Source organism: Aquimarina rhodophyticola, from assembly GCF_042434915.1.
GTDB lineage: Bacteria > Bacteroidota > Bacteroidia > Flavobacteriales > Flavobacteriaceae > Aquimarina.
In genome coordinates, this window is sequence record NZ_CP170198.1 from 207,122 (window position 1) to 232,347 (window position 25,226).

General features: G+C 34.5%; 22 protein-coding genes and 2 tRNA genes. 9 read left to right on the plus strand and 15 right to left on the minus strand.

What is annotated here, in order from left to right; genetic code table 11:
• Positions 1–8: 8 nt before the first annotated feature.
• Complete coding sequence (gene cysS, locus ACE939_RS01040) at positions 9–1,505, minus strand: cysteine--tRNA ligase (protein WP_378186917.1); 1,497 nt, start codon at positions 1,503–1,505, stop codon at positions 9–11.
• Positions 1,506–1,545: 40 nt separating this feature from the next.
• Complete coding sequence (folE, locus tag ACE939_RS01045; protein WP_378186918.1) at positions 1,546–2,223, minus strand: GTP cyclohydrolase I FolE; 678 nt, start codon at positions 2,221–2,223, stop codon at positions 1,546–1,548.
• Positions 2,224–2,507: 284 nt separating this feature from the next.
• Between folE and ACE939_RS01050 the strand changes: the two genes are divergently transcribed.
• Positions 2,508–3,920, plus strand: a complete 1,413-nt coding sequence (locus tag ACE939_RS01050) for a T9SS type B sorting domain-containing protein (protein WP_378186919.1) — start codon at positions 2,508–2,510, stop codon at positions 3,918–3,920.
• 80 nt (positions 3,921–4,000) lie between these two features.
• On the opposite strand, the gene ACE939_RS01055 is transcribed toward ACE939_RS01050, so the two are convergent.
• On the minus strand, positions 4,001–5,521 hold the full coding sequence (locus ACE939_RS01055; RefSeq protein WP_378186920.1) for an OmpP1/FadL family transporter: 1,521 nt from the start codon (positions 5,519–5,521) through the stop codon (positions 4,001–4,003).
• Between the two features lie 25 nt (positions 5,522–5,546).
• Entirely contained in the window at positions 5,547–6,602 is a 1,056-nt protein-coding gene (locus ACE939_RS01060) for a hypothetical protein (protein WP_378186921.1), read from the minus strand.
• Positions 6,603–6,702: 100 nt separating this feature from the next.
• Here ACE939_RS01060 and proS point away from each other — a divergent pair, with 100 nt between their 5' ends.
• The 4 genes from proS (at position 6,703) to rpsT (ending at position 8,754) form a co-directional block, all read left to right on the plus strand.
• The gene (gene proS, locus ACE939_RS01065; RefSeq protein WP_378186922.1) at positions 6,703–8,181 is read left to right on the plus strand and encodes a proline--tRNA ligase; all 1,479 of its coding nucleotides are present in this window, start codon (positions 6,703–6,705) and stop codon (positions 8,179–8,181) included.
• A gap of 78 nt (positions 8,182–8,259) precedes the next feature.
• Positions 8,260–8,331 (plus strand) — tRNA-Glu (locus tag ACE939_RS01070).
• 67 nt (positions 8,332–8,398) lie between these two features.
• A tRNA-Glu gene (locus tag ACE939_RS01075) sits at positions 8,399–8,470 on the plus strand.
• Positions 8,471–8,505: 35 nt separating this feature from the next.
• The gene (rpsT, locus tag ACE939_RS01080) at positions 8,506–8,754 is read left to right on the plus strand and encodes a 30S ribosomal protein S20 (protein ID WP_378186923.1); all 249 of its coding nucleotides are present in this window, start codon (positions 8,506–8,508) and stop codon (positions 8,752–8,754) included.
• Positions 8,755–8,855: 101 nt separating this feature from the next.
• Here rpsT and ACE939_RS01085 read toward each other — a convergent pair whose 3' ends face one another.
• From ACE939_RS01085 to ACE939_RS01095, 3 genes are all read right to left on the minus strand, one after another.
• Entirely contained in the window at positions 8,856–10,115 is a 1,260-nt protein-coding gene (locus ACE939_RS01085; protein ID WP_378186924.1) for a glycosyltransferase, read from the minus strand.
• 72 nt (positions 10,116–10,187) lie between these two features.
• Positions 10,188–10,964: a zinc ribbon domain-containing protein gene (locus ACE939_RS01090; protein ID WP_378186925.1), complete on the minus strand. Its 777-nt coding sequence runs from the start codon at positions 10,962–10,964 to the stop codon at positions 10,188–10,190.
• A 1-nt stretch (position 10,965) separates the two neighbouring features.
• Complete coding sequence (locus ACE939_RS01095) at positions 10,966–12,060, minus strand: Nif3-like dinuclear metal center hexameric protein (RefSeq protein WP_378186926.1); 1,095 nt, start codon at positions 12,058–12,060, stop codon at positions 10,966–10,968.
• Between the two features lie 198 nt (positions 12,061–12,258).
• Between ACE939_RS01095 and lpxK the strand changes: the two genes are divergently transcribed.
• Entirely contained in the window at positions 12,259–13,272 is a 1,014-nt protein-coding gene (lpxK, locus tag ACE939_RS01100) for a tetraacyldisaccharide 4'-kinase (protein WP_378186927.1), read from the plus strand.
• 78 nt (positions 13,273–13,350) lie between these two features.
• On the opposite strand, the gene ACE939_RS01105 is transcribed toward lpxK, so the two are convergent.
• Genes ACE939_RS01105 through lipA form a run of 3 tightly spaced genes read right to left on the minus strand, consistent with a single transcriptional unit; the run spans position 13,351 to position 17,505 of the window.
• Positions 13,351–15,576, minus strand: a complete 2,226-nt coding sequence (locus tag ACE939_RS01105) for a response regulator (protein ID WP_378186928.1) — start codon at positions 15,574–15,576, stop codon at positions 13,351–13,353.
• 27 nt (positions 15,577–15,603) lie between these two features.
• A complete protein-coding gene (gene gap, locus ACE939_RS01110) occupies positions 15,604–16,608 on the minus strand; it encodes a type I glyceraldehyde-3-phosphate dehydrogenase (RefSeq protein ID WP_378186929.1) in 1,005 nt (334 codons plus the stop codon).
• A 24-nt stretch (positions 16,609–16,632) separates the two neighbouring features.
• Positions 16,633–17,505 (minus strand): lipoyl synthase, encoded by an 873-nt coding sequence (gene lipA / locus ACE939_RS01115; protein ID WP_378186930.1) that lies wholly within the window; start codon positions 17,503–17,505, stop codon positions 16,633–16,635.
• Between the two features lie 201 nt (positions 17,506–17,706).
• Here lipA and ACE939_RS01120 point away from each other — a divergent pair, with 201 nt between their 5' ends.
• The gene (locus ACE939_RS01120) at positions 17,707–17,940 is read left to right on the plus strand and encodes a hypothetical protein (protein WP_378186931.1); all 234 of its coding nucleotides are present in this window, start codon (positions 17,707–17,709) and stop codon (positions 17,938–17,940) included.
• Between the two features lie 8 nt (positions 17,941–17,948).
• Here the strand turns inward: ACE939_RS01120 and ACE939_RS01125 are convergent, their stop codons facing one another.
• From ACE939_RS01125 to murB, 3 genes are all read right to left on the minus strand, one after another.
• Positions 17,949–18,521: an RNA polymerase sigma factor gene (locus ACE939_RS01125; RefSeq protein WP_378186932.1), complete on the minus strand. Its 573-nt coding sequence runs from the start codon at positions 18,519–18,521 to the stop codon at positions 17,949–17,951.
• A 25-nt stretch (positions 18,522–18,546) separates the two neighbouring features.
• The gene (locus tag ACE939_RS01130; protein WP_378186933.1) at positions 18,547–18,759 is read right to left on the minus strand and encodes a membrane or secreted protein; all 213 of its coding nucleotides are present in this window, start codon (positions 18,757–18,759) and stop codon (positions 18,547–18,549) included.
• A gap of 224 nt (positions 18,760–18,983) precedes the next feature.
• Entirely contained in the window at positions 18,984–19,997 is a 1,014-nt protein-coding gene (murB, locus tag ACE939_RS01135) for a UDP-N-acetylmuramate dehydrogenase (protein WP_378186934.1), read from the minus strand.
• Between the two features lie 299 nt (positions 19,998–20,296).
• Between murB and ACE939_RS01140 the strand changes: the two genes are divergently transcribed.
• Positions 20,297–21,664, plus strand: a complete 1,368-nt coding sequence (locus ACE939_RS01140) for an aspartyl protease family protein (protein WP_378186935.1) — start codon at positions 20,297–20,299, stop codon at positions 21,662–21,664.
• Positions 21,665–21,731: 67 nt separating this feature from the next.
• Here the strand turns inward: ACE939_RS01140 and ACE939_RS01145 are convergent, their stop codons facing one another.
• The gene (locus tag ACE939_RS01145; RefSeq protein ID WP_378186936.1) at positions 21,732–22,112 is read right to left on the minus strand and encodes a DUF1573 domain-containing protein; all 381 of its coding nucleotides are present in this window, start codon (positions 22,110–22,112) and stop codon (positions 21,732–21,734) included.
• Between the two features lie 126 nt (positions 22,113–22,238).
• Here ACE939_RS01145 and ACE939_RS01150 point away from each other — a divergent pair, with 126 nt between their 5' ends.
• Positions 22,239–24,869 (plus strand): valine--tRNA ligase, encoded by a 2,631-nt coding sequence (locus ACE939_RS01150; RefSeq protein ID WP_378186937.1) that lies wholly within the window; start codon positions 22,239–22,241, stop codon positions 24,867–24,869.
• An 82-nt stretch (positions 24,870–24,951) separates the two neighbouring features.
• On the opposite strand, the gene ACE939_RS01155 is transcribed toward ACE939_RS01150, so the two are convergent.
• Positions 24,952–25,224 (minus strand): acyl-CoA-binding domain-containing protein, encoded by a 273-nt coding sequence (locus ACE939_RS01155; protein ID WP_378186938.1) that lies wholly within the window; start codon positions 25,222–25,224, stop codon positions 24,952–24,954.
• Between the last annotated feature and the right edge of the window lie 2 nt (positions 25,225–25,226).

The following is a 25,226-nucleotide window of genomic DNA, read 5'->3' on the forward strand; positions in this document are numbered from 1 at the left end:
TATAGATATTAAATTAAAGAAAAACTAGTGCCGTCTCTCCCATCTTTTAACTGAATGCCCATTGCTTCTAATTCGTCCCTAATTTTATCACCCGTAGCAAAATCCTTATTAGCTCTCGCCTCTGCACGTAGTCGTATTAGTAAGCCTACTGTTCCTGCAAGTTTATCACTAATATCAGATGATTCTTCGTTAGTATCTAATAATCCCAATACATCAAACACAAAACCGCGCAATGTGGTATCAAGAATTGTGAGATCACTAGCAGTGATACTAGCCTTTTCTTCTTTTAAAAGATTGATAAATTTTACAGCGTCAAAAAGCTTAGCGATAAGAATAGGGCTGTTAAAATCATCATTCATAGCATCATAACAAGTTTGCCTCCAAGCTGCAATATCAAGCCCCTTGGTTGCGTCACTAGCCGTGATAGTAGATAGTGATTGTACAGCATCCATTAAACGATAAAAACCTTTTTCTGAAGCTTCAAGGGCTTCACTAGAAAAATCTAGAACACTTCTGTAATGCGCTTGTAGCATAAAAAAACGTGCTACTGTAGGGGCAAATGCTTTAGAAAGTTTATCGGTTTCACCACTAAATATTTCAGCCGGAGAAATACTATTTCCCGTAGACTTCGACATTTTCTTTCCGTTAAGGGTAAGCATATTGGCATGCATCCAATAATTTACAGGCGATTGTCCGCAGGCAGCTTCTCCTTGAGCAATTTCACATTCATGATGCGGAAATTTCAAATCCATACCTCCTCCATGAATATCAAAATTTTCTCCTAGATATTTTGTACTCATCGCGGTACATTCTAGATGCCATCCAGGAAAACCATCACTCCAAGGAGAGGGCCATCGCATAATATGCTCTGGCTCTGCTTTTTTCCATAAGGCAAAATCTTGCGGATTTTTTTTATCGCTCTGTGCTGCCAATTCTCTGGTATTGGCAATCATGTCTTCAATATTACGACCACTTAATTTACCATAATTGTTGCTCTCATTAAATTTGAGAACATCAAAATACACAGATCCATTCACCACATATGCAAAACCATTATCGATAATGGTTTTTATGATTTCGATTTGTTCGACAATATGTCCCGTTGCTGTGGGTTCGATACTTGGCGGTATTGTATTAAATTTTGCCAAAACATTATGAAAATCCAAAGTATATCGTTGCACAATTTCCATAGGTTCTAATTGCTCGAGTCTTGCTTTTTTGGCAACTTTATCCTCGCCAATATCTGCATCACTCTCTAGGTGTCCTGCATCGGTAATATTACGTACATATCTAACTTTATATCCTAAATGCTTGAGGTAACGATATACGAGATCAAAAGAAATAAATGTTCGACAATTCCCCAAATGCACATTACTATATACGGTAGGGCCACATACATACATCCCAACATTACCTGGGGTAATGGGTGTAAAGAGTTCTTTGTTACCAGAAATAGAGTTGTAAAGTGTTAACTTTTGCTTTGTGTACAATGGAGTTTCAGCCATGGTTTGATAAATCGTTTAAAAGGTTACTTCAAAAATAATATTAAAATGTAGTATCTAATTTAATATAATCTAAAAATTCGCGGCGCACAGCTTCTTCTTTAAAACGGCCACCAAACTCTGAAGTTACTGTGCTACTTTCGATATCTCGAATACCTCTAGAATTCACACATAAATGTTTTGCATCGATAACACAAGCAACATCCTTGGTATTAAGAACAACCTGTAAATCTTGTACTATTTGCATTGTTAAGCGCTCTTGTACTTGAGGTCGCTTTGCATAATAATCTACGATTCGATTCATTTTTGAAAGACCTACAACAGTACCGTTAGAAATATAGGCAACATGTGCACGACCAACAATAGGGAGCAAATGATGCTCACAGGTAGAATAGACTGTAATATTTTTTTCAACCAACATCTCCCCATATTTGTAGTTGTTAGCAAATGTAGAAGCGTCTGGTTTGCGTTCGGGATGTAATCCCGAAAAAATTTCGTTTACAAACATTTTGGCAACACGTTGTGGTGTGCCTTTAAGGCTGTCATCGGTAAGATCAAGTCCTAAAGTTTCCATAATATGCTTCACATCTTCTTTGATTGATGCGATTTTTTCTTGATCCGTCAGTACAAAAGCATCTGCTCTTAGCGGAGTAGTTGCACTGGTCGCTACATGATTATCACCTAATGCTTCTATTGCTTCAAGGGCTTTGTCAATTTTCACGAGTTTACTTTTTTAGAGTTTTTTAATGCTAGATGAAAGTAAGGTAATCGTATGGACATTAACTTATAAAGATTACGTAGTATTACTAACACCTAGTGTTACGTAATTACAGATCCAGCTCTGTAATCGGCTGCAAAGATACAATTTTGTACTTTGCTAAGCATTGGGTTGGTAAAGTATTATAGATTAAACATATTTTTCGTAAATCTTAAAGAAGTTATGTATATTTAACTCCCAAATCTTAGCTATATATAATCTGTAAGCGTATAAAACGTTACCTACTTATGATACGATTCATCTATACAACAATACATCTCAGTCTTTTTAGTATACTTTTATCTGCAACAGGATATGGCCAAACTGATGATCAGGCGTGTCGTAACGCTCTTCCCTTTTGTTCGGATGCGTTACAAGAACTTACGTTTGCTAATACAATTAATCAAGAAAGTTTAGGTGAAATAGGATGTTTAAATACGACACCTAATCCTGCATGGTATTTTATGCGGGTAGAGCGCAGCGGTGAGATGATTTTTGACATTGTACAATGGGTAGATAGTGACGAAGATGGATTTTTTGATCGCGGTGAACGGCAATTGGATGTAGATTTTATTGCATGGGGGCCGTTTGAAACTTCGTATGTGAATTGTGATATCTTATCTAGAGAATGTGATAATAATAACAACGGTGATGGTCGTCCTTCTGAGTGTGAAAATAATGCTGACGATCCTCTGTATTATATAGAAAATCAAGATAATAGTAATATTGTTGATTGTAGTTATTCTAGAAATTCAATAGAAACCCTTACAATTCCTAATGCCGTTAGTGGTGAGTATTATATAGTTTTAATTACCAATTTTGCCGATGAAGCAGGAGTGATCCAATTACAACAAACTAATCTCGATGCGCCCGAAGCAGGTAGTACCGATTGTGATGTTTTAGAACCTGGTTTAGGCGATGACATTGCGATATGCGAAGAAAGAGTTGTCGTTTTACAGGGCAGGTTTGATAATGCTGTCTCGTATCAATGGTATGAATTTGTTGAAGCGGCTAACAATTTTGTGGCAATAGTAGGAGAAACTACACCTGTATATACAGCCCCAGGATCTGGCACCTATCGTTTAGAAGGTTTTGATACGACAGGAGCAGCAGTGGGAACAGATGATATTAATGTAGTTAACGTTTCTGCCGCTATAGTACAGGTAGGATATAGTATTGCCGAAGAGTCATTTGCAGGAACTTATACTATTACGGCAGTGCCAGAAGTTGTAGCAGGAGATGTAGAAGATATAGAGTATAGAATCGATAATGGTGATTTTCAATTCTCCCCAGTTTTTGAAAATGTGTTTCCAGGTGAGCATCAAATTACTGCACGTCATAGTGCGGGTTGTAGCGAGGTAGTTTCGGAAGTTATTATCATAATGGGGTATCCTAAGTTTTTTACGCCTAATGGCGATGGGTTTCATGATACTTGGCGCTTAATTAATATTGAAGATCAGCCCTTAGCTAAAATTTATATTTTTGATCGGTATGGCAAGTTGTTAAAACAATTAAGACCTGGTGGACCTGGATGGGATGGTACGTATAATGGCAATCCTATGCCATCATCTGACTACTGGTTTAGAGTAGAATTTAATGAACCAAGAGATCCAAACCGAAGGCCTAGGGTAGTAGCAGGAAATTTTTCGTTAATTCGATAGCATAAAAATCTATTCAATTAAATAGCCCTTTTCATATATATGAAAAGGGCTATTTAATTATATCGTAACTAGGTTTCGTTTTATAAATTAAAACTAACAGTGAATGTTAGCTGCTCTTCTGTGGTATCGATCGTAGTTTGATTTATAAAATCTGATCCAGAAAATAGTTGTTGAGATCGATTTTGAGAAGTGTAATCATAGGCAGCGTCAAGTCTAATTTTTCTAAAAGTATACCCAAGACCTAAAGAATATCCCTCTTTCTCACTTAGTATGCGATCGTCCTTATACGGACTCTCTTCAAAACGCAGGCCACCTCTAAAGCTCCAGTTTCCATTACGCCATTCACCACCAACTCTTACCGACGAAGCTCCTTGTAGCGTATTTTGAATGTCTTGATTAAGCTGATTGTATTGTACACCCTCCTCAGAATCAAATTCGGTAGTGCTATAATCTTTGTAGGAATAGTCTAAACTTAAAAGTCCTTTATTACCAAATAGCCATGCAACGCTACCTGTTGCTTTAGCAGGAGTTTTAAGTTGATATTCTGGAAAAACATTAACTACATTGGGGCGCACAACTGCACGACCTTCTTCATTACTATTGGTCTCAATCTCTTGAAGCGTTTCTTCGGTAATATAGTACCACGTAGGAGATTCTAAGGCAAGTCCAACACGTAATTGGTTTGATAGCTTAGCGATACCGCCAATTTGAGCAGAAAATCCTGCCCCATTAGTTGATAAGCGATTGTTAAAACGTATTTCGTTTATCCTACTCCCAGTATTATTGTTAAATTCATAAAATCGAGTAACACGGTCATAGTTGATAAAATGTGAGCTTAAATTTACACCTAAATAAAAATTCTTATGTAATTGTAAACCACCATTCAAAGTGAATTTTCCATTTAACCCTGTACTTTCATTACTGTATGTTTGGTCAAAACCCTCAGGGCCATTTGCAATATTAGAAATGTATCGTGAAGAAGTAGGCTCATCTGGATCTACGGCTTCAATAATAAAGGATTCGTATCCCAAAAAAGCCTGTTGTGCACGGTCGCCTTCGGTTTCGCCCAAAAAACTATAGACTCCTTCTACAGATTCTCTAGGTTGCACTGTAAGTGCTGCTACCTGTATACCTTGAGCTTTGGATAAAAAGTAAGAGTCAATAGAGTTTTGAGAAGTGCCAGATACAAAAAATTCATTTGCATTTGAAGCAGTTTGATCGTAAGCTAATCCTATTGAGAAACGGTTGATTGGAAAATTTTCATCTAGATTATTGTAAACGAAAACAGCTCCCAATTGATTAAAATTTAAATCTCGCTGAGCCGAGGTGTTGAGCGTGTTAAAATAAGCTGCTTCATTCTCAATACGTTGAGAAGATATGGTTACAGATGCTGATGAATTTAAGAAAACAGCTGATCCAGCAGGATTAATTTGTAAAGCAGAAAGATCTGCACCCAATGCGCCAAACGCACCACTCATAGCTCTAAATCTAGCAGTACCTTGAAGTTCTTGATTAGAAAAACGAACAGCGTCTGTGATATCTTGTGCGTTTGAAAAAGCTGTCACAAGTATAGCTATGAAAAAAAGTGATTTATTTATCATAATTTATTTTTGCAATAATTAAAAATTATCCTCTGCCGCCTCTACTACTTCTTGATGATGATCTACTGCCACCAGATCGTGCTCCAGAGCTCCTTGATGGGCTTGAGCTACTGCGAGTAGAAGATCGATTGCTTCTAGAAGATCCCGAAGAGTAATTATTGTTAGATTGACTTCGAGAGCGAGAAGGTGAATACCCCTTATTCGTTGACCTATTTGAAGAACTTCGGTTAGATTTAACCGCTGGCGAAGCAGATCTATTAGATCGCGATCTTACCGAGGACGGCGCGGTCGAACGATTTTGAGTTCTTGTATTAGAGCTTCGAGAATAAGAATTAGAACGTGCATTACGGCTACGGTCTGCAGATACATTGTTTCTTCTAACTGTAGTAGCACGTGCTCTGCTATATTGAGAGCTTCTGTTGGTCGAACGATTGTAATATGTATTACTTCTGCTCCGGTATAAAGTTCTTGGGGTGTTATGATATGCAAAGTATCGGTTTGAGTAGTAAGGAGTATATCTACGGTTGTAATATCCGTAGCCATAGTATGGATTATTGAACCTTCTACCGTACCAATAAGGAGAATTCCAGCCTACAGACCAACCCCATCCATAATCAAACCAATAAGGATTTTGATAGCCGTACCACCCATAACCTGGGCCATACCAGCCTTGGTTAAAAAAAGGTCGATTCCATCCATTGTTATAAATGTTCACACTAATTTGATCTGGATTAGAACCCCATGATGGTTGTCCTACTTCGTAATTATGAGCAACATTTGTTGAATCGACTGTATCATATTCACTATCAGAATAGCTGTCTATATCTGTAAAAATAGCTCCGTCCTGAGTTATGTTATCATAGACAGAGGATTTTTCTGCAAAATAATTAGAGTAATAATTATTAGAGATTGGCGCTTCCTCTTCGACAACAGGTGCTACTTGTGAGTTGTTCGTATCATTGTATACACCATCATTATAAGAAGCGTACTCATAAGAACCACAAGATGTCAACAAAAGAAGCGTAGACAGCAAAAAGATTCCCGGTACGGTGTTTTTAAATAATTTATTTTTGAGTTGCATATCTACTTTATTTAATTGTTGAACGTTACAAATTTAGTTAGTTTTGCATTAACAAATTTTTATTTAACAAAGCAACAACATTTGTGCCAAACAGCAATATATGGGGAAAAATCTAACTAAACGAAGCGAGGATTATTCAAAGTGGTATAACGAATTAGTCGTTAAGGCAGATTTAGCCGAAAATTCTGCAGTACGGGGTTGTATGGTAATTAAGCCTTATGGCTATGCAATTTGGGAAAAAATGCAAGCCGAATTGGATCGAAAATTTAAAGAAACTGGACATCAAAATGCATATTTTCCACTTTTTGTACCAAAAAGTTTATTTGAAGCAGAAGAAAAAAATGCAGAAGGATTTGCAAAGGAATGTGCAGTAGTCACGCATTATCGTCTTAAAACTGACCCAGATAACGAGGGCAAATTAATTGTTGATCCTAATGCAAAATTAGAGGAGGAGCTAATAGTGCGCCCAACCTCTGAAGCTATTATTTGGAATACTTACAGAGGCTGGATACAGTCTTATAGAGATTTACCACTATTAATCAATCAATGGGCAAATGTAGTGCGTTGGGAGATGCGTACACGTTTGTTTTTAAGAACAGCAGAATTTTTGTGGCAAGAGGGGCATACAGCACATGAAACAAGAGAGGAAGCTATTGCAGAGACCGCACAGATGAATACTATATATGCTGAATTTGCTGAAAATTTTATGGCAATACCAGTAATTCAAGGTAGAAAAACCGAAAGTGAGCGTTTTGCAGGAGCAGAAGATACGTATTGTATCGAGGCTTTAATGCAAGATGGGAAAGCGCTGCAAGCTGGGACATCTCACTTTTTGGGTCAGAATTTCGCAAAAGCTTTTGATGTAAAATTTACTACCAAAGAGGGGAAGCAAGAATATGTCTGGGCAACCTCTTGGGGAGTGTCAACTCGATTGATGGGAGCGTTAATTATGACCCATAGTGATGATAATGGACTGGTGTTACCTCCAAATTTAGCTCCGATTCAGGTAGTGATTGTGCCAATTTATAAAGGAGAAGAGCAACTGTTACAAATTAGCAAAGTGGCCAATGATATGGTTGCCGCATTACGTACAAAAGGGGTAAGTGTCAAATATGATGATCGGGATACCTATCGTCCAGGAGCAAAGTTTGCTCAGTACGAATTACAAGGGGTGCCTATTCGTATTGCAATAGGACCTAAAGATCTTGAGAAGGGTACGGTCGAACTTGCTCGTCGAGACACCTTGAGTAAAGAATTTTTAAATCAAGATGAAATTGAGAATAAGGTGCCTTTAATCTTAGATGCAATTCAACATAATTTACACCAACGTGCTACTCAATATCGAGATGAGCATATTACCGAGGTGAACTCTTACGAGGAGTTTAAAGAGGTCTTAGAAGGTAAAGGAGGGTTCTTGTCGGCGCATTGGGATGGAAGTGCAGAAACCGAACAAAAAATTAAAGAAGAAACAAAAGCAACAATTCGATGTATTCCGTTCAATGCAATTGAAGAAAGTGGAATTTGTGTATATAGCGGAAAGCCTTCTAATCAGAGAGTTTTATTTGCAAAAGCATATTAATTTCAAAAAAAAAATCAATAACATTTGTACGATTCAAAAATAGTTGTATTTTTGCATCCGCAATTAAGCAAATGTTTTGGCCCGTTCGTCTATCGGCTAGGACGCCAGGTTTTCATCCTGGTAAGAGGGGTTCGATTCCCCTACGGGCTACAAAAGATGATTTTAATTGCATGTTTATAGTGAAAGCTATAAATTTGCATTCCTTGAAAAAGGAAATGGCCCGTTCGTCTATCGGCTAGGACGCCAGGTTTTCATCCTGGTAAGAGGGGTTCGATTCCCCTACGGGCTACAAATTTTAGATTAAAAAATTTAACGAAAAAAAAGATGGCAAATCACAAGTCAGCATTAAAGAGAATTAGAAACAGTGAGACAAAACGTCTTAGAAATAAGTATCAGCATAAAACAACTCGTAATGCGATTAAAAAATTACGTGAGTCTGATAAAAAAGAAGCAGAGACTTTGTTGCCTTCTGTAGTTTCTATGATCGATAAGTTAGCTAAGCGTAATGTTATTCATTCGAATAAAGCAGCTAATTTAAAATCAAAGTTAGCAATACATGTTGCTTCTCTGTAAGTAATAAATTGTAATCTTAGTATATATTAAAAGCTCTTCATTTAATGGAGAGCTTTTTGTATTTTCTAAACTGAAATATAGTGAGTTTTTAGCGATGGTCTTTAATCAGTCTGAGGATGTTTGTTTTTTAACTCTATCCATCGAGACATGTATTCGGTACTTCTTATTGTATGGTATGATAACATACTGCCAATAAAATTTTGATTGCGAATTGTTCTTAAATTGCGGAGAGTGTATTCGATTTTCTCTAAAAGTACGTTTTGAAATTTATTTGAATTAAAGCGTTCGTTTAAAATTATATTGCCAATCTTTTTTTTATCATTCCATATAGTTTCATTAGTGTATAAGAGAGATGCTTTTTCAGCAAAATCTTTGGGAGTGTCTGATATAAATCCGCTCCAAACATTTGATGCGTGCATCCCTTCTGCACCAATAGCGGTGGTCACATTTGGTGTTCCAGCTATCATAGCTTGTAAAAGTTTTCCTTTTATGCCTGCGCCAAATTGAATTGGTGCCAAACAAACTCTTGCTTCTTTCATTACCTTGTGAGCATTTGTAGTCCACCCTTTTATGTAAAAACGTTCTTTGGGGTTGTTTAATTGTATAGCTTTAGGAGGTGGATACGCACCGTAGATATGTAATTCTGCCTCGGAATTTTTGGCTGCAATTAGAGGCCAAATATTTTTTTTCAAATAGAGTACACTTTGCCAATTTGGTTCGTGCCTGAAGTTACCAATCGTTATAAAATTTTTTCTTTCACTAAAACTTGGAGTATTTTTAACTTGTTCCAAAGTTTCATAATTGAATGTTATTGGTAGGTAGAGTAGAAGATTGTGGTCAATTGAAAATGTTTTTTTTAATAATGATAATTCGTATTCAGAGATTATCAAAGAAAGGTCACATCGATAAATGCTGGCGATTTCTCTTTTTGTAATTGCTTCTTCTAATAAGATTGAGGGGGTAAATTCGTTCTTACTTTTAAAACAGTGTTCGCGAGTTTTTCTTAATGAATGAAGATCTTCTGTATTTAAGATTCTTAAGGCATTAGGAACTGTCTTAGAAACTCTCCAGCCAAACTGCTCTTCAATTATAAAACGATCAAAAATGACAATATCAGGCTTTAGCTGGATCAAAAATGTGTCAAAATTAGAGTCATTAACAGCTATTTGGTATTTATCTATCCCGAATGTGTTTAGATCTGCCATATGATTTGACATATTTGATGTACATGCAAAAGTAATTTTACAGTCAGCATCAAAAAAAACTTGTATTAGTTGCATCATGCGAGTTCCTGCAGCAGATGAATCTGGCTCTGGCCAGACTGATCCAATGATTAGGATCTTTTTTTTTGAAACTGTCATGGGTTCTAAAATAGTTTATATAAAAAAACCTCAGCTAACTGAGGTTTTAAGTTTATTGTAAAAATAAATTATTTATAACTTAGCAAACATAGCTTGCATTTTTTCTCGCTCTTCTTGCGCAAGTTCTTCGTCTACCAAAATTCGTCCACTATGCTCATCTGTAATAATTTTCTTTCTAGAAGCAATTTCCATTTGTACTTGTGGTGGAATAGTAAAAAATGATCCTCCAGATGCACCACGCTCAATTGGAACTACAGCAAGTCCGTTCTTTACATTGTTTCTTATTCTTTTATAAGCTTTTACCAAACGTTCTTCAATGTCATTTTCAAAATTAGCAGATTTTGCCAAAAGTGCTTGCTCTTCTTTTTCAGTTTCTGCAAGAATAGCATCCAATTCACCTTTTTTATGAGCTAGATGACTATTGCGTTCTTTTAATTTTTCTTTTGTTTGATCAATAATTTCATTCTTCTGAATGATCTGAGCTTTAAACTCTTTGATATGTTTATCTGATAATTCGATCTCTAGCTCTTGAAACTCTATTTCCTTACTCAAAGAATTAAATTCGCGGTTGTTGCGAACATTTTTCTGCTGTTCTTGATACTTTTTTATAAGTACTTTAGCTTCTTCAGTTAAGTTCTTTTTGTTTTTAATGCTTTCGTCTATAGTCTCAAGATCTTCTTTAAGTTTTTCTAATCTCTTATTTAATCCGGCTACTTCATCTTCAAGGTCTTCTACTTCTAGTGGTAACTCTCCACGTACGTTACGAATCTCATCAACTCTAGAGTCTATTAATTGCAGGTCGAATAGTGCTCTTAATTTTTGCTCAACAGTAACTTCTTTCTTTGCCATATTATATGTATTGAATTGGATTGGTGTTTTTATCCGATAAAATGATGGCAAAATTACTGATTTTTTTTCTAAGATAACTAACAATTAGATTTTTTGTGAACTGTTCGCTTTCATAATGACCGATATCAGCGATTATAAGTTGATCCTCAGCTTCATAGAACTGATGGTATTTCATATCTGCAGTTATGAAAACGTCAGCTTTTGCTCTAATAGCATCTTTTATTGCATAACTACCACTACCGCCAAGTACAGCTATTCTTTGAATAGGTTTATCTAGAAGTTTAGAATGACGCACGCAGCCTGCATTAAAAACTTTTTTAATGTGATGTAAAAAGTCAATCTCTGTCATTGGTTTTTCTAGAAAACCAAGCATTCCCATTCCTATTTTTTGGTTTGTGTTTTCTAATGTGTGTAGTTCATAAGCAACTTCTTCATAAGGATGTACCTTAAGCAGTGTTTTAATAATATTATTTTCTAAATGACTAGAAAACGTTATTTGTATTTGAGTTTCATTTTCAATATGTAAATTACCTACAGACCCTACCGTAGGATTAGCATCTTTTAAAGGTTTGAAACTTCCTAAACCAGTTGTGGTAAAACTACAATGATCATAATTGCCAATGGCTCCTGCCCCTTCTTTAAAAAGAGCAGTTTTAATTTTATCTACGTCACGCTGCGGAGCATAGGTAATTAGTTTTTTAATGGTTCCTCTTTGTGGTATTAAAATTTGTCTCTGAGTCAAGTTTAATTGTTCACAGATCATATCATTTACTCCATTATTTGCATTATCTAATGCTGTGTGGATAGCATAAATAGCTATGTCATGTTTAATCGCTTTTTCAATTACACGTGCTACATAGGTATGACCATTAAATCTTTTTAAGCCTTTAAATACTATGGGATGAAAGCTGATAATAAGATTACATTCTTTCTCGATCGCCTCGTCAACGATCGACTCAAGAGTATCGAGTGTTACAAGGACTCCTGTGATCACTGTTTCTTTGGATCCTACTAACAATCCTACGTTATCAAAATCCTCTGCATAATGCAAGGGAGCCAAATTTTCTAGGTGTTGGATAACCTGTTCTATTTTCATCTAATTATTTTTAAATAAACCAAAATACTCTAATATATGATTTTTATTTTAAAGAAAACTTCAATTTTTAAATGCTTGAATCTTTCTGTCTTTAGCAAAGGTCGCTCATTTATTTAGTGTTGTTCTTAAAATGTTTTACATTCGTTTAGAATTTTGATTTGTGAATTTAATATCACAAGCTTATAGCACCATACTGCGATGAAAATTTTACGAAAACTACTTTTGCCAATAGTGCCAATATATTACTTAATTACTTGGCTTCGTAATAAATTGTATGATCTGAATATCAAAAAATCAAAAGCATATGACTTTCCAGTACTCGTAGTTGGAAATTTGAGTGTTGGAGGGACTGGCAAATCACCTATGATTGAATATTTACTTTTTTTGCTCAAAGATGTATACGATCTTGCAGTTTTGAGTAGAGGTTATAAGCGAAGTACCAGCGGTTTTCAATTAGTTGAAACCTCTCATAGTGCAGATCAAGTGGGGGATGAACCCTTGCAGTTTAAACGTAAATTTGAGGAGGTTCTTGTTGCTGTTGATGCGGATCGCCAAAATGGAATTCAAAAGTTAAGAATGCAGAACCCTGTGCCAGAGGTGTTGCTTCTAGATGATGCATTTCAACATCGCAAAGTCAAAGCTGGTTTTTACATTCTTCTAACAACGTTTTACGATTTATATATTGACGATATCCCATTGCCTACGGGAAATTTGAGAGAACCACGAGAGGGAGCAGGCCGAGCAACTATTATATTAGTTACTAAATGTCCGCCAGATTTATCTGTTAAAGATCAAAATCAAATCATTAAAAGGTTAAAAATAAATGCGAATCAAAAAGTATATTTCACATCTATTGCGTATAGTAATTTCTTACAGAATGGCCAACATACAGTAAGTATTAAAGATTTACGTACAACTAATTTCACACTAATCACAGGGATAGCGAATCCCAAGCCTTTGACTCAGTTTTATAAAACGTTAGGACTTAATTTTGAGCATTTATCTTTTCCAGATCATCATAATTTTACTGAAGCAGAAATCACAAAGTTTAAAAAAAGAGGATTACTGATAACGACAGAAAAGGATTTTGTTCGTTTAAAAGACCGTTTAGATTCAGACAAACTATTCTATCAACCTATAGAAGTTTCATTTTTAAATAGACAAACAGATTTTGATAGACAGATTAAAGAATATATCAAAAATGTGATTTAATTGACTATCGTAATGACGACATTTGGTGTTCTTTACTAAGTTCAATTAGTTGCAGTAAATAGATAAAAGAGGGGCTATTTAAGAAGTGATTTGTCTTTTTGAAAAGGCCTTGTGTAATTTTATAAAAAATTCTTCGGTTTTATAAGGTTTTGGAATAATATCATTGAATCCGTTTTGATAAAACTCATCCAAATTATCATCTAAAGTAACTGCAGTAAGCGCTATAATTGGAATTTCAGGATCAAATAGACGTATTTGTTTTGTAGCTTCGATACCACTAATACCTGGCATATGTATATCCATAAGGATTAGATCAAAATCTCCATTTTTCACCTTCTGTACTGCGATATCACCATTGTCTGCAACTTCACAAATAATTTGACTTTTTTCTAATATTTTGCGTGTGATTAATTGATTAATTTTATTGTCTTCGACAACTAATACGCGCTTGTCAATCAAAATATCGTAATTAAGTTTGTCAGCTTCGTTTTTAAAATCTGTTGTTTCATCTTGATATACATCAAATTTCAAATCAAAAACGAATTTTGACCCCTTTCCTAATTGACTAGATAGTTTAATTTCACTATCCATAAGTGCCAAAAGATTTTTAACAATTGATAAGCCTAAACCGGTACCTCCAAATTTTCTATTAATCTGTACAGACCCTTGTGTAAAATTCTCGAAAATACTTTGTTGTTTCTTGTCAGAAATTCCTACCCCATTATCTTCAACCTCAAAATTGAGATATACTTTACAATCAATTCGATTGATTAATCTAACACGAATCCAGATATCCCCGTTTTGAGTGAATTTTATTGAATTACCAATTAAATTAATTAAAATCTGAGAAATTTTAAGTGGGTCTCCTTTCAGTTTTGCAGGAATCTCGTCATCAAATTCATAATGTAACGTATTATTTCTATCATTAGCAGATTTTCCCAATGCAATCAAAACATCATTGATTCTCTTTTGAAGATTAAAGGAAGTGTTTTCTAACTCAACTTTGTTAGCTTCAAGTTTATTTAAATCTAAAATGTTATTGATTAGAGATAATAGATATTCACCAGAGAACTTTAAAGAGTTTAAATGTTCTTTTTGATTTGGTGTTGGGCTTTCTTCGAGGAGAAGATGTGTTAGCCCTGTAACAGCATATAACGGTGTTCTAAGTTCGTGTGTTATAGTAGATAAGAATTGAACTTTTGCCTCGCTAGCGCGTTCAGCATTTTCTTTGGCAATAATTAATTCGGTGTTTTTATTCTGTAAAAGTTCGTTTGCTCTTGCTCTTAAATTGTTGTTTTTATAAAGTGAAAGAGTAAGTAAAGATAAAATTGTAATCAGTGCAATACTTAAAATTGTAGTTAATCGACCAAGTTTTAAAGATTTTTGCTGCTGTATGTTTTCTTCGGTTAATTCTTCGATTAATACATTGTTATCATTTAAATCCAGCTTTGCGCCAGCTTCCTGAGCAATTATTTCTTTATTAATATTAAATAGAGAATCTTTAAATTTTTGATGAGCTTTGAGGTGGATTAATGAAGTTCTAAAATCGTTTTTTCGTTCATAGATTTGGCTGTATAATTGAAAACATTCGGATCGAATTTCTGAATATCCACGTTCTTCACCAATTTGCATAGCAAGATCGTTGGTTTTTTTTGCTTGTTCGACTAAGCCTAATGCTAGTTGAGCACGTGCTTTATTAGTGTATAGTTTGGCTTTATAATAATGCTGTTGTAGAGAATTAATTATAGGTAGACCAGTATTAAAATGAGTAATCGCAAGTTTTGGATCATTACTGGATAATGCCAGAAGCCCAAGATTAAGCCGCACAGGACCTTCTAGATTTTTAATTGCATTTAATTGAATTAAATCTGATGCGTTTTTGAGTTGCTCGTGGGATTGTTCATATTTTTGCTGCTTAGTCAGTATAGAACCATATATGTTGTAGGAGTGAGCAAGTGCTATCTCATTTCCTTCACTTTGTTGAATTCGGATCGCATCTTTAATTTGTTGCTCTGCTTTTTTTAAATCTCCTAATTCAAAATATAATTCGGCAAGTACTCTGCTAGTTTTAGCACGATACATTTTATTCTGAGTGTTGAGTGCGAGTTCACGAGCTAAGGTTATATTGACTAAAGCATTTTGCAGTTGTGCTTGACTTATAGAAAATGATGCTTCTTGTAGATAATTCTCTATGGTATCATTAACATTATCGTCAAATACAGCACGGTCAATGGTTTGAGAATATACCGAAGTCCATATACTACATGCAAAACTGATAACAAGGAATTTAAAAAGGGCTGGCATTTTTTATAAATATCATGACTAATATAGTTATTTCTTAGAAATGTAGGTAATTAAATCAACTATTCTACTGCTATACCCTATCTCATTATCATACCATCCTATAATTTTGACCATTTTACCAATTACAGATGTCATTAGCGAATCAAATATACAAGAATGTGTGTTACCTATAATATCTACAGAAACAATAGGGTCTTCGGTGTAGTCTAAGATAGTTTTTAAATTTGTATTTGCAGCATTTTTAAATGCTTGATTAATTTCATGGATTGAAGTTTCCTTAACAACATTAAAAGTAATATCTGTTAAGGATCCATCAGGAACGGGTACCCTAATCCCACAGCCACCAATTACATCGCTTAGCTTTGGAAAAATTTTGGTTAATGCTTTGGCAGCGCCTGTTGTTGTAGGTACAATAGATTGACCCGCAGCTCTAGCACGACGTAAATCTCTATGAGGTTGATCATGCAGACTTTGATCTGTAGTGTAACTGTGGACTGTAGTGATATAAGCTTGTTCTATACCGCAAAGCTCATCTATTACCTTGATCATAGGAGCGGCATTGTTAGTAGTACAAGAGGCATTAGAAACTACAAGTTCGGTACCATCTAAAATACTTTCGTTAACTCCCAAGACAACTGTTTTGGTTATTTCATCGTCAGGAGGTGAGGTTACTATTACCTTTTTGGCGCCAGCACTAATATGTTTAAGTAGTTGCTCATGAGTCTTAAACTTGCCAGTTGCTTCTATTACAAAGTCTATATCAAACCGTTTCCAACACCAATTTTCGGGTTCTGCAATGTGTGATAGAGTAGTGGCATTATTATCAACATATATTGCTTTGTTTTTATAAGAAACATTATTTGGGAGTACACCATGTATACTATCATATTTTAGAAGGTGTGCTAATGTTGACCCATCTGCAAGGTCGTTAATAGCGATTACCTCTATGGTAGGGTGGTTTAGTAATAATCTAAAAAGATTACGACCAATCCTACCAAAACCATTTATTGCAATACGTATAGGTTTATTCATAATTTGATAGGTGCAAACCAGTAGTTAGGTTAGGTGCTTTTGAGCTTTGTATGAAGAACGAACTAATGCACCACTTTCAACATGTCTAAAACCCAAATCCAAGCCTATCTCTTCGTACTTCTTAAACTGATCAGGGGTGATAAACTGCTTGACAGGTAGGTGCTTTTTACTTGGTTGCAGGTATTGTCCTATAGTTACAATATCCAGTCCTACGTTTCTCAAATCATGTAGTGTTTGAATAACTTCGTCTTCCTGCTCTCCCAGACCTAGCATGATACCACTTTTTGTTCTGTTGATCCCCTGATTTTTGAGATAACGTAAAACTTCAAGACTTTGTTCATATTTTGCTTGTATACGAACCTCTCGAGTTAACCGTTTAACAGTTTCCATGTTATGGGAAACTACTTCTGGATTTGCAGAAATTATTCGATCAATATTTCTAGTCTTTCCTTGAAAATCTGGTATTAAAGTTTCAAGTGTAGTAGTAGGATTCATCCTCCTAATAGCTTGTATTGTTTCTGCCCAAATAATTGAACCACCATCCTGCAAATCATCACGATCTACTGAAGTTATGACGGCATGTTTAATATTCATTATTTTAATAGAACGAGCAACCTTTTCTGGCTCTGCCCAATCTACAGTATCTGGACGACCTGTTTTAACACCGCAAAAACCACAAGATCGCGTACAGGTATTTCCCAAAATCATAAAAGTAGCTGTTCCTTCGCTCCAGCATTCTCCCATATTAGGGCAACTTCCAGAAGTGCAAATTGTATGAAGCTTGTATTTATCTACAATACCTCTTAACTCGGTGTATTTTTTTCCAGTAGGGAGCTTAACGCGTAGCCATTTGGGTTTTCCTTTGGGCGGGGCAATTGTTTCAGCATTAGTATTCATTCACACATATTTTATACAAAAATACAAAGAATGCACTTAAATCTAATAACTTCTATAAAAACTTATAGAGAGGTTTATTATGCTTTAAATTAAACATATCTGAATCACAAGATTCAGTGAAAAATTACGTTAAAATTACGTTAAAGCAAAATTTTTATAGCAAATAGAAGTTACCTATTATAACCCAATCAAAATTAGTATATGGCACGAAAATTATACAATGCAAGAGTAACCAAAACAAACGATAGAAAAAGAGTAGAACGCTGGTTGCTTAAAAATCAAAATTATATAAATATTACCGCTATAGAAAAAGAGATTTCTGCACCAAAAGGACTCATACAGAAGTTTATAAAATATGATAAAATAATTCATGATAAATGGATTGAGCCGTTACATGAAGTTTTAAAATCAATAACTTCTTTTGGTTTGAGATAGTTGTGTGATTATTTTTTGATCTGGTCTGTAATAATCTCTGAGAGTAATTTTTTTGCGCGCATTAGTTTCACCTTAACATTATTGATAGACTCATCAAGAACACTCGCAATCTCTTTGTAGCTTAACTCTTGAAAATACCTCAAATTTATAACTTCTTGATAGTGAGGTTTGAGTTGTTTTATGTACCGTAAAAGCTGTGCAAGATTTTGCTCGGTTATTAACTTATCTTCGGGAGACGGGTTATCATCAACTATTGTGTATACACTGTGGTCCACTTCATTTGTGGTTTGTGACCGAATCGAAGCATTTTTCTTTCGTAAGAGATCTACATGAACATTTTTAGATATCTGTATTAACCAAGTCTGGAAATTATATTGTTCATCAAAGGTTTCAATTTTATCAAAAGCCTTGGAGAAAGCTTGGATAGTAATTTCTTCTGCTTCATACTCATCTTTTACCCTTTTCAATTGAAAATAATATACATTATTCCAAAACGTATTAAGAAGATAGTTAAAAGAGATTTGTTTACCGCTTTTGGCGTTTTGAATATGGCTTAAAAGAAGTTGAGAATCTTGACTCAATTAGTTTATTTTAAAATCGCAATAATTAATTGTTTTTTGAGGTTTCAGATGTATTGCAAGAAGCGTATTGATCTGGTGTTTTTCCGCACATAGAGCAATTTTCACCTTCTTTATTTAAAAATGGGCTCTGACTGGCGCATGTACCTGCAAATTTTCCATCTTTTTTTGCCCATAACTTTATCGCTATACCAGAAACAGCTAATAATAATAAGCCAATAGTGAGTACAAGGAGTTTCATAAAATGAAATTTAAATTGAACTGCAAATATACAAAGAATATAAAAGGTGTTGTAAGCGATTGTTGATTAAAATAGATCTTCTACTACCTTAACTTAGTTTTAAGTAGAAAGTGTGTATTGTGTTTAAGTTATTGATTATCTTTGTATTAATAATTTAAGTCAAGCGTTAATTTGAGTTAGCCATAAAATACCTTTACAGGTTTGACCAAACCTGTAAAGGTATTTTATATAATATTTACTTCAGTTTCTAACGCTATATTAAAATTTTCTTTGATTTTATGTTTGATTCTTTCCGAAACTTTTAAAACTTCCAAACCAGTAGCGTTTCCGTAATTAACAAGTACTAGGGCTTGCTTTTCATGAACCCCTGCATCTCCCCAACGTTTTCCTTTAAAACCTGATTTTTCGATAAGCCAACCTGCCGGAATCTTAAATTGGTTATCAGTAATTTGATAAAAAGGAATTTCGGGATATTTTGCTCTTAGTAAGTTAAAGTGTGTATCATCGATTATTGGATTTTTAAAGAAGCTTCCACTATTTCCTATTTTAGTAGGATCGGGTAATTTGCTCTTACGAATAGCTATAACTGCATCACCAACATTTTTAAGGGTAGGGCTACTTACTTTTTGTTCATTTAATAATGCCTGAATTGCACCATAACTTGTGTTTAATATGTGTTTTGAAGTGGTTAAACGAAAAGTAACTTCGGTAATAATGTATTGTGATCGAAGAGAGGTCTTAAAAATAGAACTACGATATCCAAATTGACAATCCGACGCAGTGAAGGTTCTTCTCTTACCAGATTTGATGCTTATTGCTTGACAAGAAACAAATGTGTCTTTGAGTTCTGTGCCATATGCACCTATATTTTGAATTGGTGCGCTACCAACATAGCCAGGAATAAGGGATAAATTTTCTAATCCACCATAATTATTTTTAATACAAAATTGTACAAATTCATGCCAGTTTTCTCCAGCCTTTGCAGTTACTAATATTGTATTATCTGATTCTAATTGTGTTTCTATTCCTTGTATAGCGATATGCATTACAAGAGCATCGATATCTTGGGTTAATAGCATATTACTACCGCCACTTAGCACAAAAATTTTTTTAGATGTGTTGTTTAATAATGTATTGAGTAATTGATCCTCGGTCGTGATTTGACAATACGTTTGTGCTTTTACATCGATGCCAAAGGTGTTATAAGATTGTAATGATTTGTTATGTACGATACTCACAGCTATTAAATAAATTTACTCTTAAAAGTGGATGTTCAATCCGTGTCGCAAGATATGAATTGATTATATAAAATCTGGAGGTTTTAACATCGAAGCAATTTGACATAGATTATTAAGGTTTTGTAGTAGCAAAAATTTTAAGCGTTTTGAAAAGCATTTTTGTTTTAAGCAACACTGTTATTTTAATAGTAAGTTTAATAGTGTAGTATAAAATCGACTCAATAAACAAAAGGTTTAGTTTAATAAAAGTTATACCCAGTGATAGCTATTTTTAAAGAATTTATTAAATTGTACTATAGATGATGAAATTTTCAACTGTATGTAAAAAATTAATTTGGGTCCTTGTTTTCTTAGGACATAATTTAGGTATCTCTCAAGCAAAAGGTGAAGAGAATACATTTAAACTTCGTTCTGACGTTGTTAGTGATAAGTTAAACTTCAAACTTGTAAATAATTTAATTGTAATTCCTGTGAGTATTAATGGTCAAGAACTTTCCTTTATTCTTGATACAGGTGTTAGTAGTACAATTATTTTTAGTTTAGGAAATGATAAAGAGTTACAGCTCAGTAATGCTACCAAAATTAATCTTAGAGGTCTTGGTGATGGAGATCCTGTAGAGGCGATAAAGTCACAAGGTAATATTTTAGCAATAGGGAACGCTATTAGTACAAATCATACCGTGTTTCTAATTTTTGATGAAACTATTGATTTCTCTCCTAGGATGGGGTTACCTATACATGGTATTATTGGTTACGATTTTTTTAAAAATTTTATTTTAGACATAAAATACTCAAAAAAAACAATTAAGATTATTGAACCTAGTGGCTACGTATGGAAATATTGTAAAAAATGCTTTGAAACTAAACTCGATTTTAACGATGGAGTACGTCCCTATATAAAGGCAAAATACGGACTTGATAATAAAATAGATATCAATTTGCTAGTTGATTCTGGATCTGGATCAGCATTGTGGTTATTTGAGAATAAAGAATTAGGAATTAATATTCCTGAGCATTCATTTAGAGAATTTTTAGGCAAAGGTTTTAATGGAGATATTTATGGCAGTCGTTCCAAAATCGATGCATTACATATCGGTAAATTTAAAATGCAGCGGGTTACGGCTTCGTTCCCAGATAGTATCTATATACCTGGAATTTCAATTAATCAGCGACAAGGGTCGCTAGGTGGAGGCGTATTAAAACGATTTGACCTAATTGTTGACTATCCAAATCAAAAAATATCGTTTAAAAAAAATAGATTCTTCAAAATGCCTTTTTATTATAACTTAAGTGGTATTACGATTGAGCATACAGGAGAACGATTGACAAAAGTATTAACAAGAGAAGGTAAAATTGATTATCAGGGCGTTAGGAGAAGAAAGACTGTTAGCACCCCAATAGTAATCGATTATACCTTTGGATATCGCTATAGCATGGAACCTAATTTTCAGATTGTTAATGTACGGCCAGGATCTCCCGCAGCATTGGCAGGTTTACAAGCGGGTGATAGGATACTAAGTATAAATCGTAAAAAGGCTTATGAATATGAACTTGATGCTATTAATACTTTATTTTTTAATAACGAAGGCAAACGTATACGGATGACAGTAGAAAGATCAGGTGTTATCTTAGACTATTCTTTCCTTCTTAAAAAAGTAATTGATTAAAAAAAGGTTGTCTAGTATAGACAACCTTTTTTAATTTTAGTAAACTATTTTGTATCCTGCTCTTAGATTAGGATTGATCTAAAACAGTTCCTTTTATCTTAATAGCTTTTGTAGCTTCCTCTGCATTAGAGTAAACTGTAATAGTTTTACGTATGGGACCCACACGTTTGGTATCATATTTTACTTCAATAATCCCTGTTGCTCCAGGTGCTATAGGGCCTTCTGGCTTTTTAGCAATTGTACATCCACAACTCGAATATACTCTAGAAATAACTAAAGGAGCATTACCTGTATTTGTGAATTCGAATTTACGATTTCCATCACTCCCTTTGGCTATTTCACCATAATCAACAACATCCGTTTTAAATTCTATTTTTGCTTTGGAATCTTGAGCGTTAAGGGTAATACCAAAGACGCCAATAAATAGAATTAGCATTATTCTTTTCATAATGTAGGTTTTTATTAAACGTAAAAGTACTTACTTTTTATCCAACTTCAAAATAGCAAAAGACTTTCAAGTTGTCGTTTATAATAATTACTTTTGCAATCTAAAATTCAAAAACCGCACCAAAGTATGACTCCAGTTGGAAAGTATGACTCAAAAGCAGTCGAAGAAAAATGGTATGACTACTGGATGAAAAATAATTATTTTCATTCTGAAGTTGATGATCGTGAAGCATATACCATCGTGATACCACCTCCTAATGTCACTGGTGTGTTGCATATGGGGCATATGCTAAACAACACCCTTCAGGACGTTTTGATCAGAAGAGCACGGCTCAAAGGTTATAACGCGTGCTGGGTACCAGGTACAGATCATGCATCAATTGCTACAGAAGCCAAAGTGGTGGCAAAGTTAAAGGCAGATGGAATTGATAAAAATAGTCTTACCAGAGAAGAGTTTTTAGAACATGCTTGGGAATGGACCCATAAACATGGGGGAATAATTTTAGAGCAATTAAAAAAATTAGGAGCTTCATGTGATTGGGAACGTACTGCATTTACAATGGATGACAATTTGTCTGCATCTGTAATCAAAGTTTTTGTAGATCTATATAATAAAGGTCTTATCTATCGCGGTTATAGGATGGTCAATTGGGATCCAGAAGCCAAAACTACATTGTCTGATGAAGAGGTGATTTATGAAGAAAAAAAAGGAAATCTTTATTACCTCACTTATACAATTGAGGATAGTGATGAGGTTCTAACCATCGCTACTACCCGTCCAGAAACGATTATGGGTGATACAGCTATCTGTATTCACCCAGAGGATACTCGTTTTTCACATTTAAAAGGAAAAAAAGCTATTATTCCTCTTGTTAATAGATCAATACCGATAATAGAAGATGAGTATGTAGATATGGAATTTGGTACTGGGTGTTTAAAAGTAACCCCAGCTCACGATCAAAACGATAAAATATTAGGTGATAAGCATAAACTAGATGTAATCGATATTTTTAACGATGATGCTACGCTAAATAAGAATGGTTTACAGTATGCAGGCAAAGATCGTTTTGTGGTTCGTAAAGAAATTGTAAAAGATCTAGATGCTATTGGAGCTTTAGTAAAAACTGAAGTTCATATGAATAAGGTAGGAACAAGTGAAAGGACCAAAGCTGTTATTGAACCTAAGTTGAGTGATCAATGGTTTTTAAAAATGAAAGACCTTGCACAGCCCGCTCTTGATGCAGTTTTGGGTAATGAAGTAAATTTAGTGCCAGAAAAGTTTGTAAATACCTATCGCCATTGGATGGAAAATGTTAGAGATTGGAACATCTCTAGACAACTTTGGTGGGGTCATCAAATTCCAGCTTTCTTTTATGGTGATGGCAAAGAGGATTTTGTAGTTGCAGAGACTAAAGAAATAGCCTTGGGGTTAGCCAAAGAGAAATCAGGAAAAACAGATTTGCAAATAGCGGATTTAACACAAGACCCAGATGCACTAGATACTTGGTTTTCTTCGTGGTTGTGGCCAATGAGCGTGTTTAATGGGATTTTGGAACCAGATAATGACGAAATAAACTATTATTATCCAACCAATGATCTAGTAACAGCCCCTGAAATTCTGTTTTTCTGGGTAGCAAGGATGATTATTGCCGGATATGAATGTAGAAAAGAAAAACCATTTACCAATGTTTATTTAACAGGAATAGTACGAGATAAACAACGTCGCAAGATGTCTAAATCTTTGGGTAATTCACCAGATCCCTTAGATCTTATCGACAAGTATGGGGCAGATGGAATACGGGTAGGTATGCTATTGAGCTCTCCCGCAGGTAATGATTTGATGTTTGACGAAGAGCTTTGTAAGCAGGGAAGTGGCTTTGTTAATAAAATATGGAATGCGTTTAAACTTATCAAAGGTTGGGATATTGATTCAGGAATCGATCAACCAGAGGCTTCCAAATTGGCAATTGATTGGTATAACACCAAGTTTCAATCAGCGTTAGTAGCATTAGAAGATCATTATGCTAAGTATAGGATAAGTGATGCCCTTATGACGACTTATAAGCTAATATGGGACGATTTTTGTAGCTGGCTATTAGAAATGGTAAAGCCAGAGTATGGTCAACCTATTGATCAAACAACTTATAATGCCATATTGAATATTTTAGAAGAAAACTTGAAAATTTTACATCCTTTTGTACCATTTATTTCTGAAGAAATTTGGCAGCAAATAGGAGATAGAAAAATTGATGAAGCTCTTATTGTTTCTTCTTGGCCTGTGGTAACACAAGTAAATAAAGATTTGATAGATACATTCGAAACAGCAAAAGAAGTTATTTCTGGAATACGCACCGTACGTAAAGAAAAAAATATTTCTTTTAAAGACACCATAGGTCTCTCTGTACTTAATAGCAGCAATCTTACAACTACTTTTGATAGTGTTATTAAAAAAATGGGTAATATTTCTGATCTTGAGTATGTTACAACCAAAGTGGATGGAGCATTATCGTTTAGGGTAAAATCCAACGAGTATTTTATACCGATCTCTGGGGCTATTGATGTCGCAGAAGAGATTAAAAAGATTAAAGAGGAGTTGAAATATACCGAAGGGTTTCTGAAATCTGTTCAGAAAAAACTTCAGAATGAACGTTTTGTTTCAAATGCTCCAGAACAAGTGATAACTACAGAACGAAAAAAAGAGGCTGACGCTGAAGCGAAAATAGCGATGCTTAAGTCAAGTTTGAGTAGTTTGGAATAACGCATTTTAAGGCAATAAGAATAAAAAAAAGACTTGATTAGTATAATCAAGTCTTTTTTTTTATTCTTGTTAGTGATTCAAATTATTTATTATCAGGGATGTATTGATCTACCAAAGCGATATATTTAAGTTTAGCTTCATGTTGAGATAAATGTTTAACCTGAAACAAAGCATTAAGCTTAAAAGCATTGCGCAGATCACTATCGCCAGATGGCGTGTAAAACCCTTTGGTGTTGGTAGCAAGTTTATAATGAGCATATAGATGCAGCATTATATCTGTGGGAAGTTTTAAATTAGTATTACTGGCTTTTTCAAACGCCTTCTCAAAAGCAATATCTAAGTCTTCGTTAGTCATAT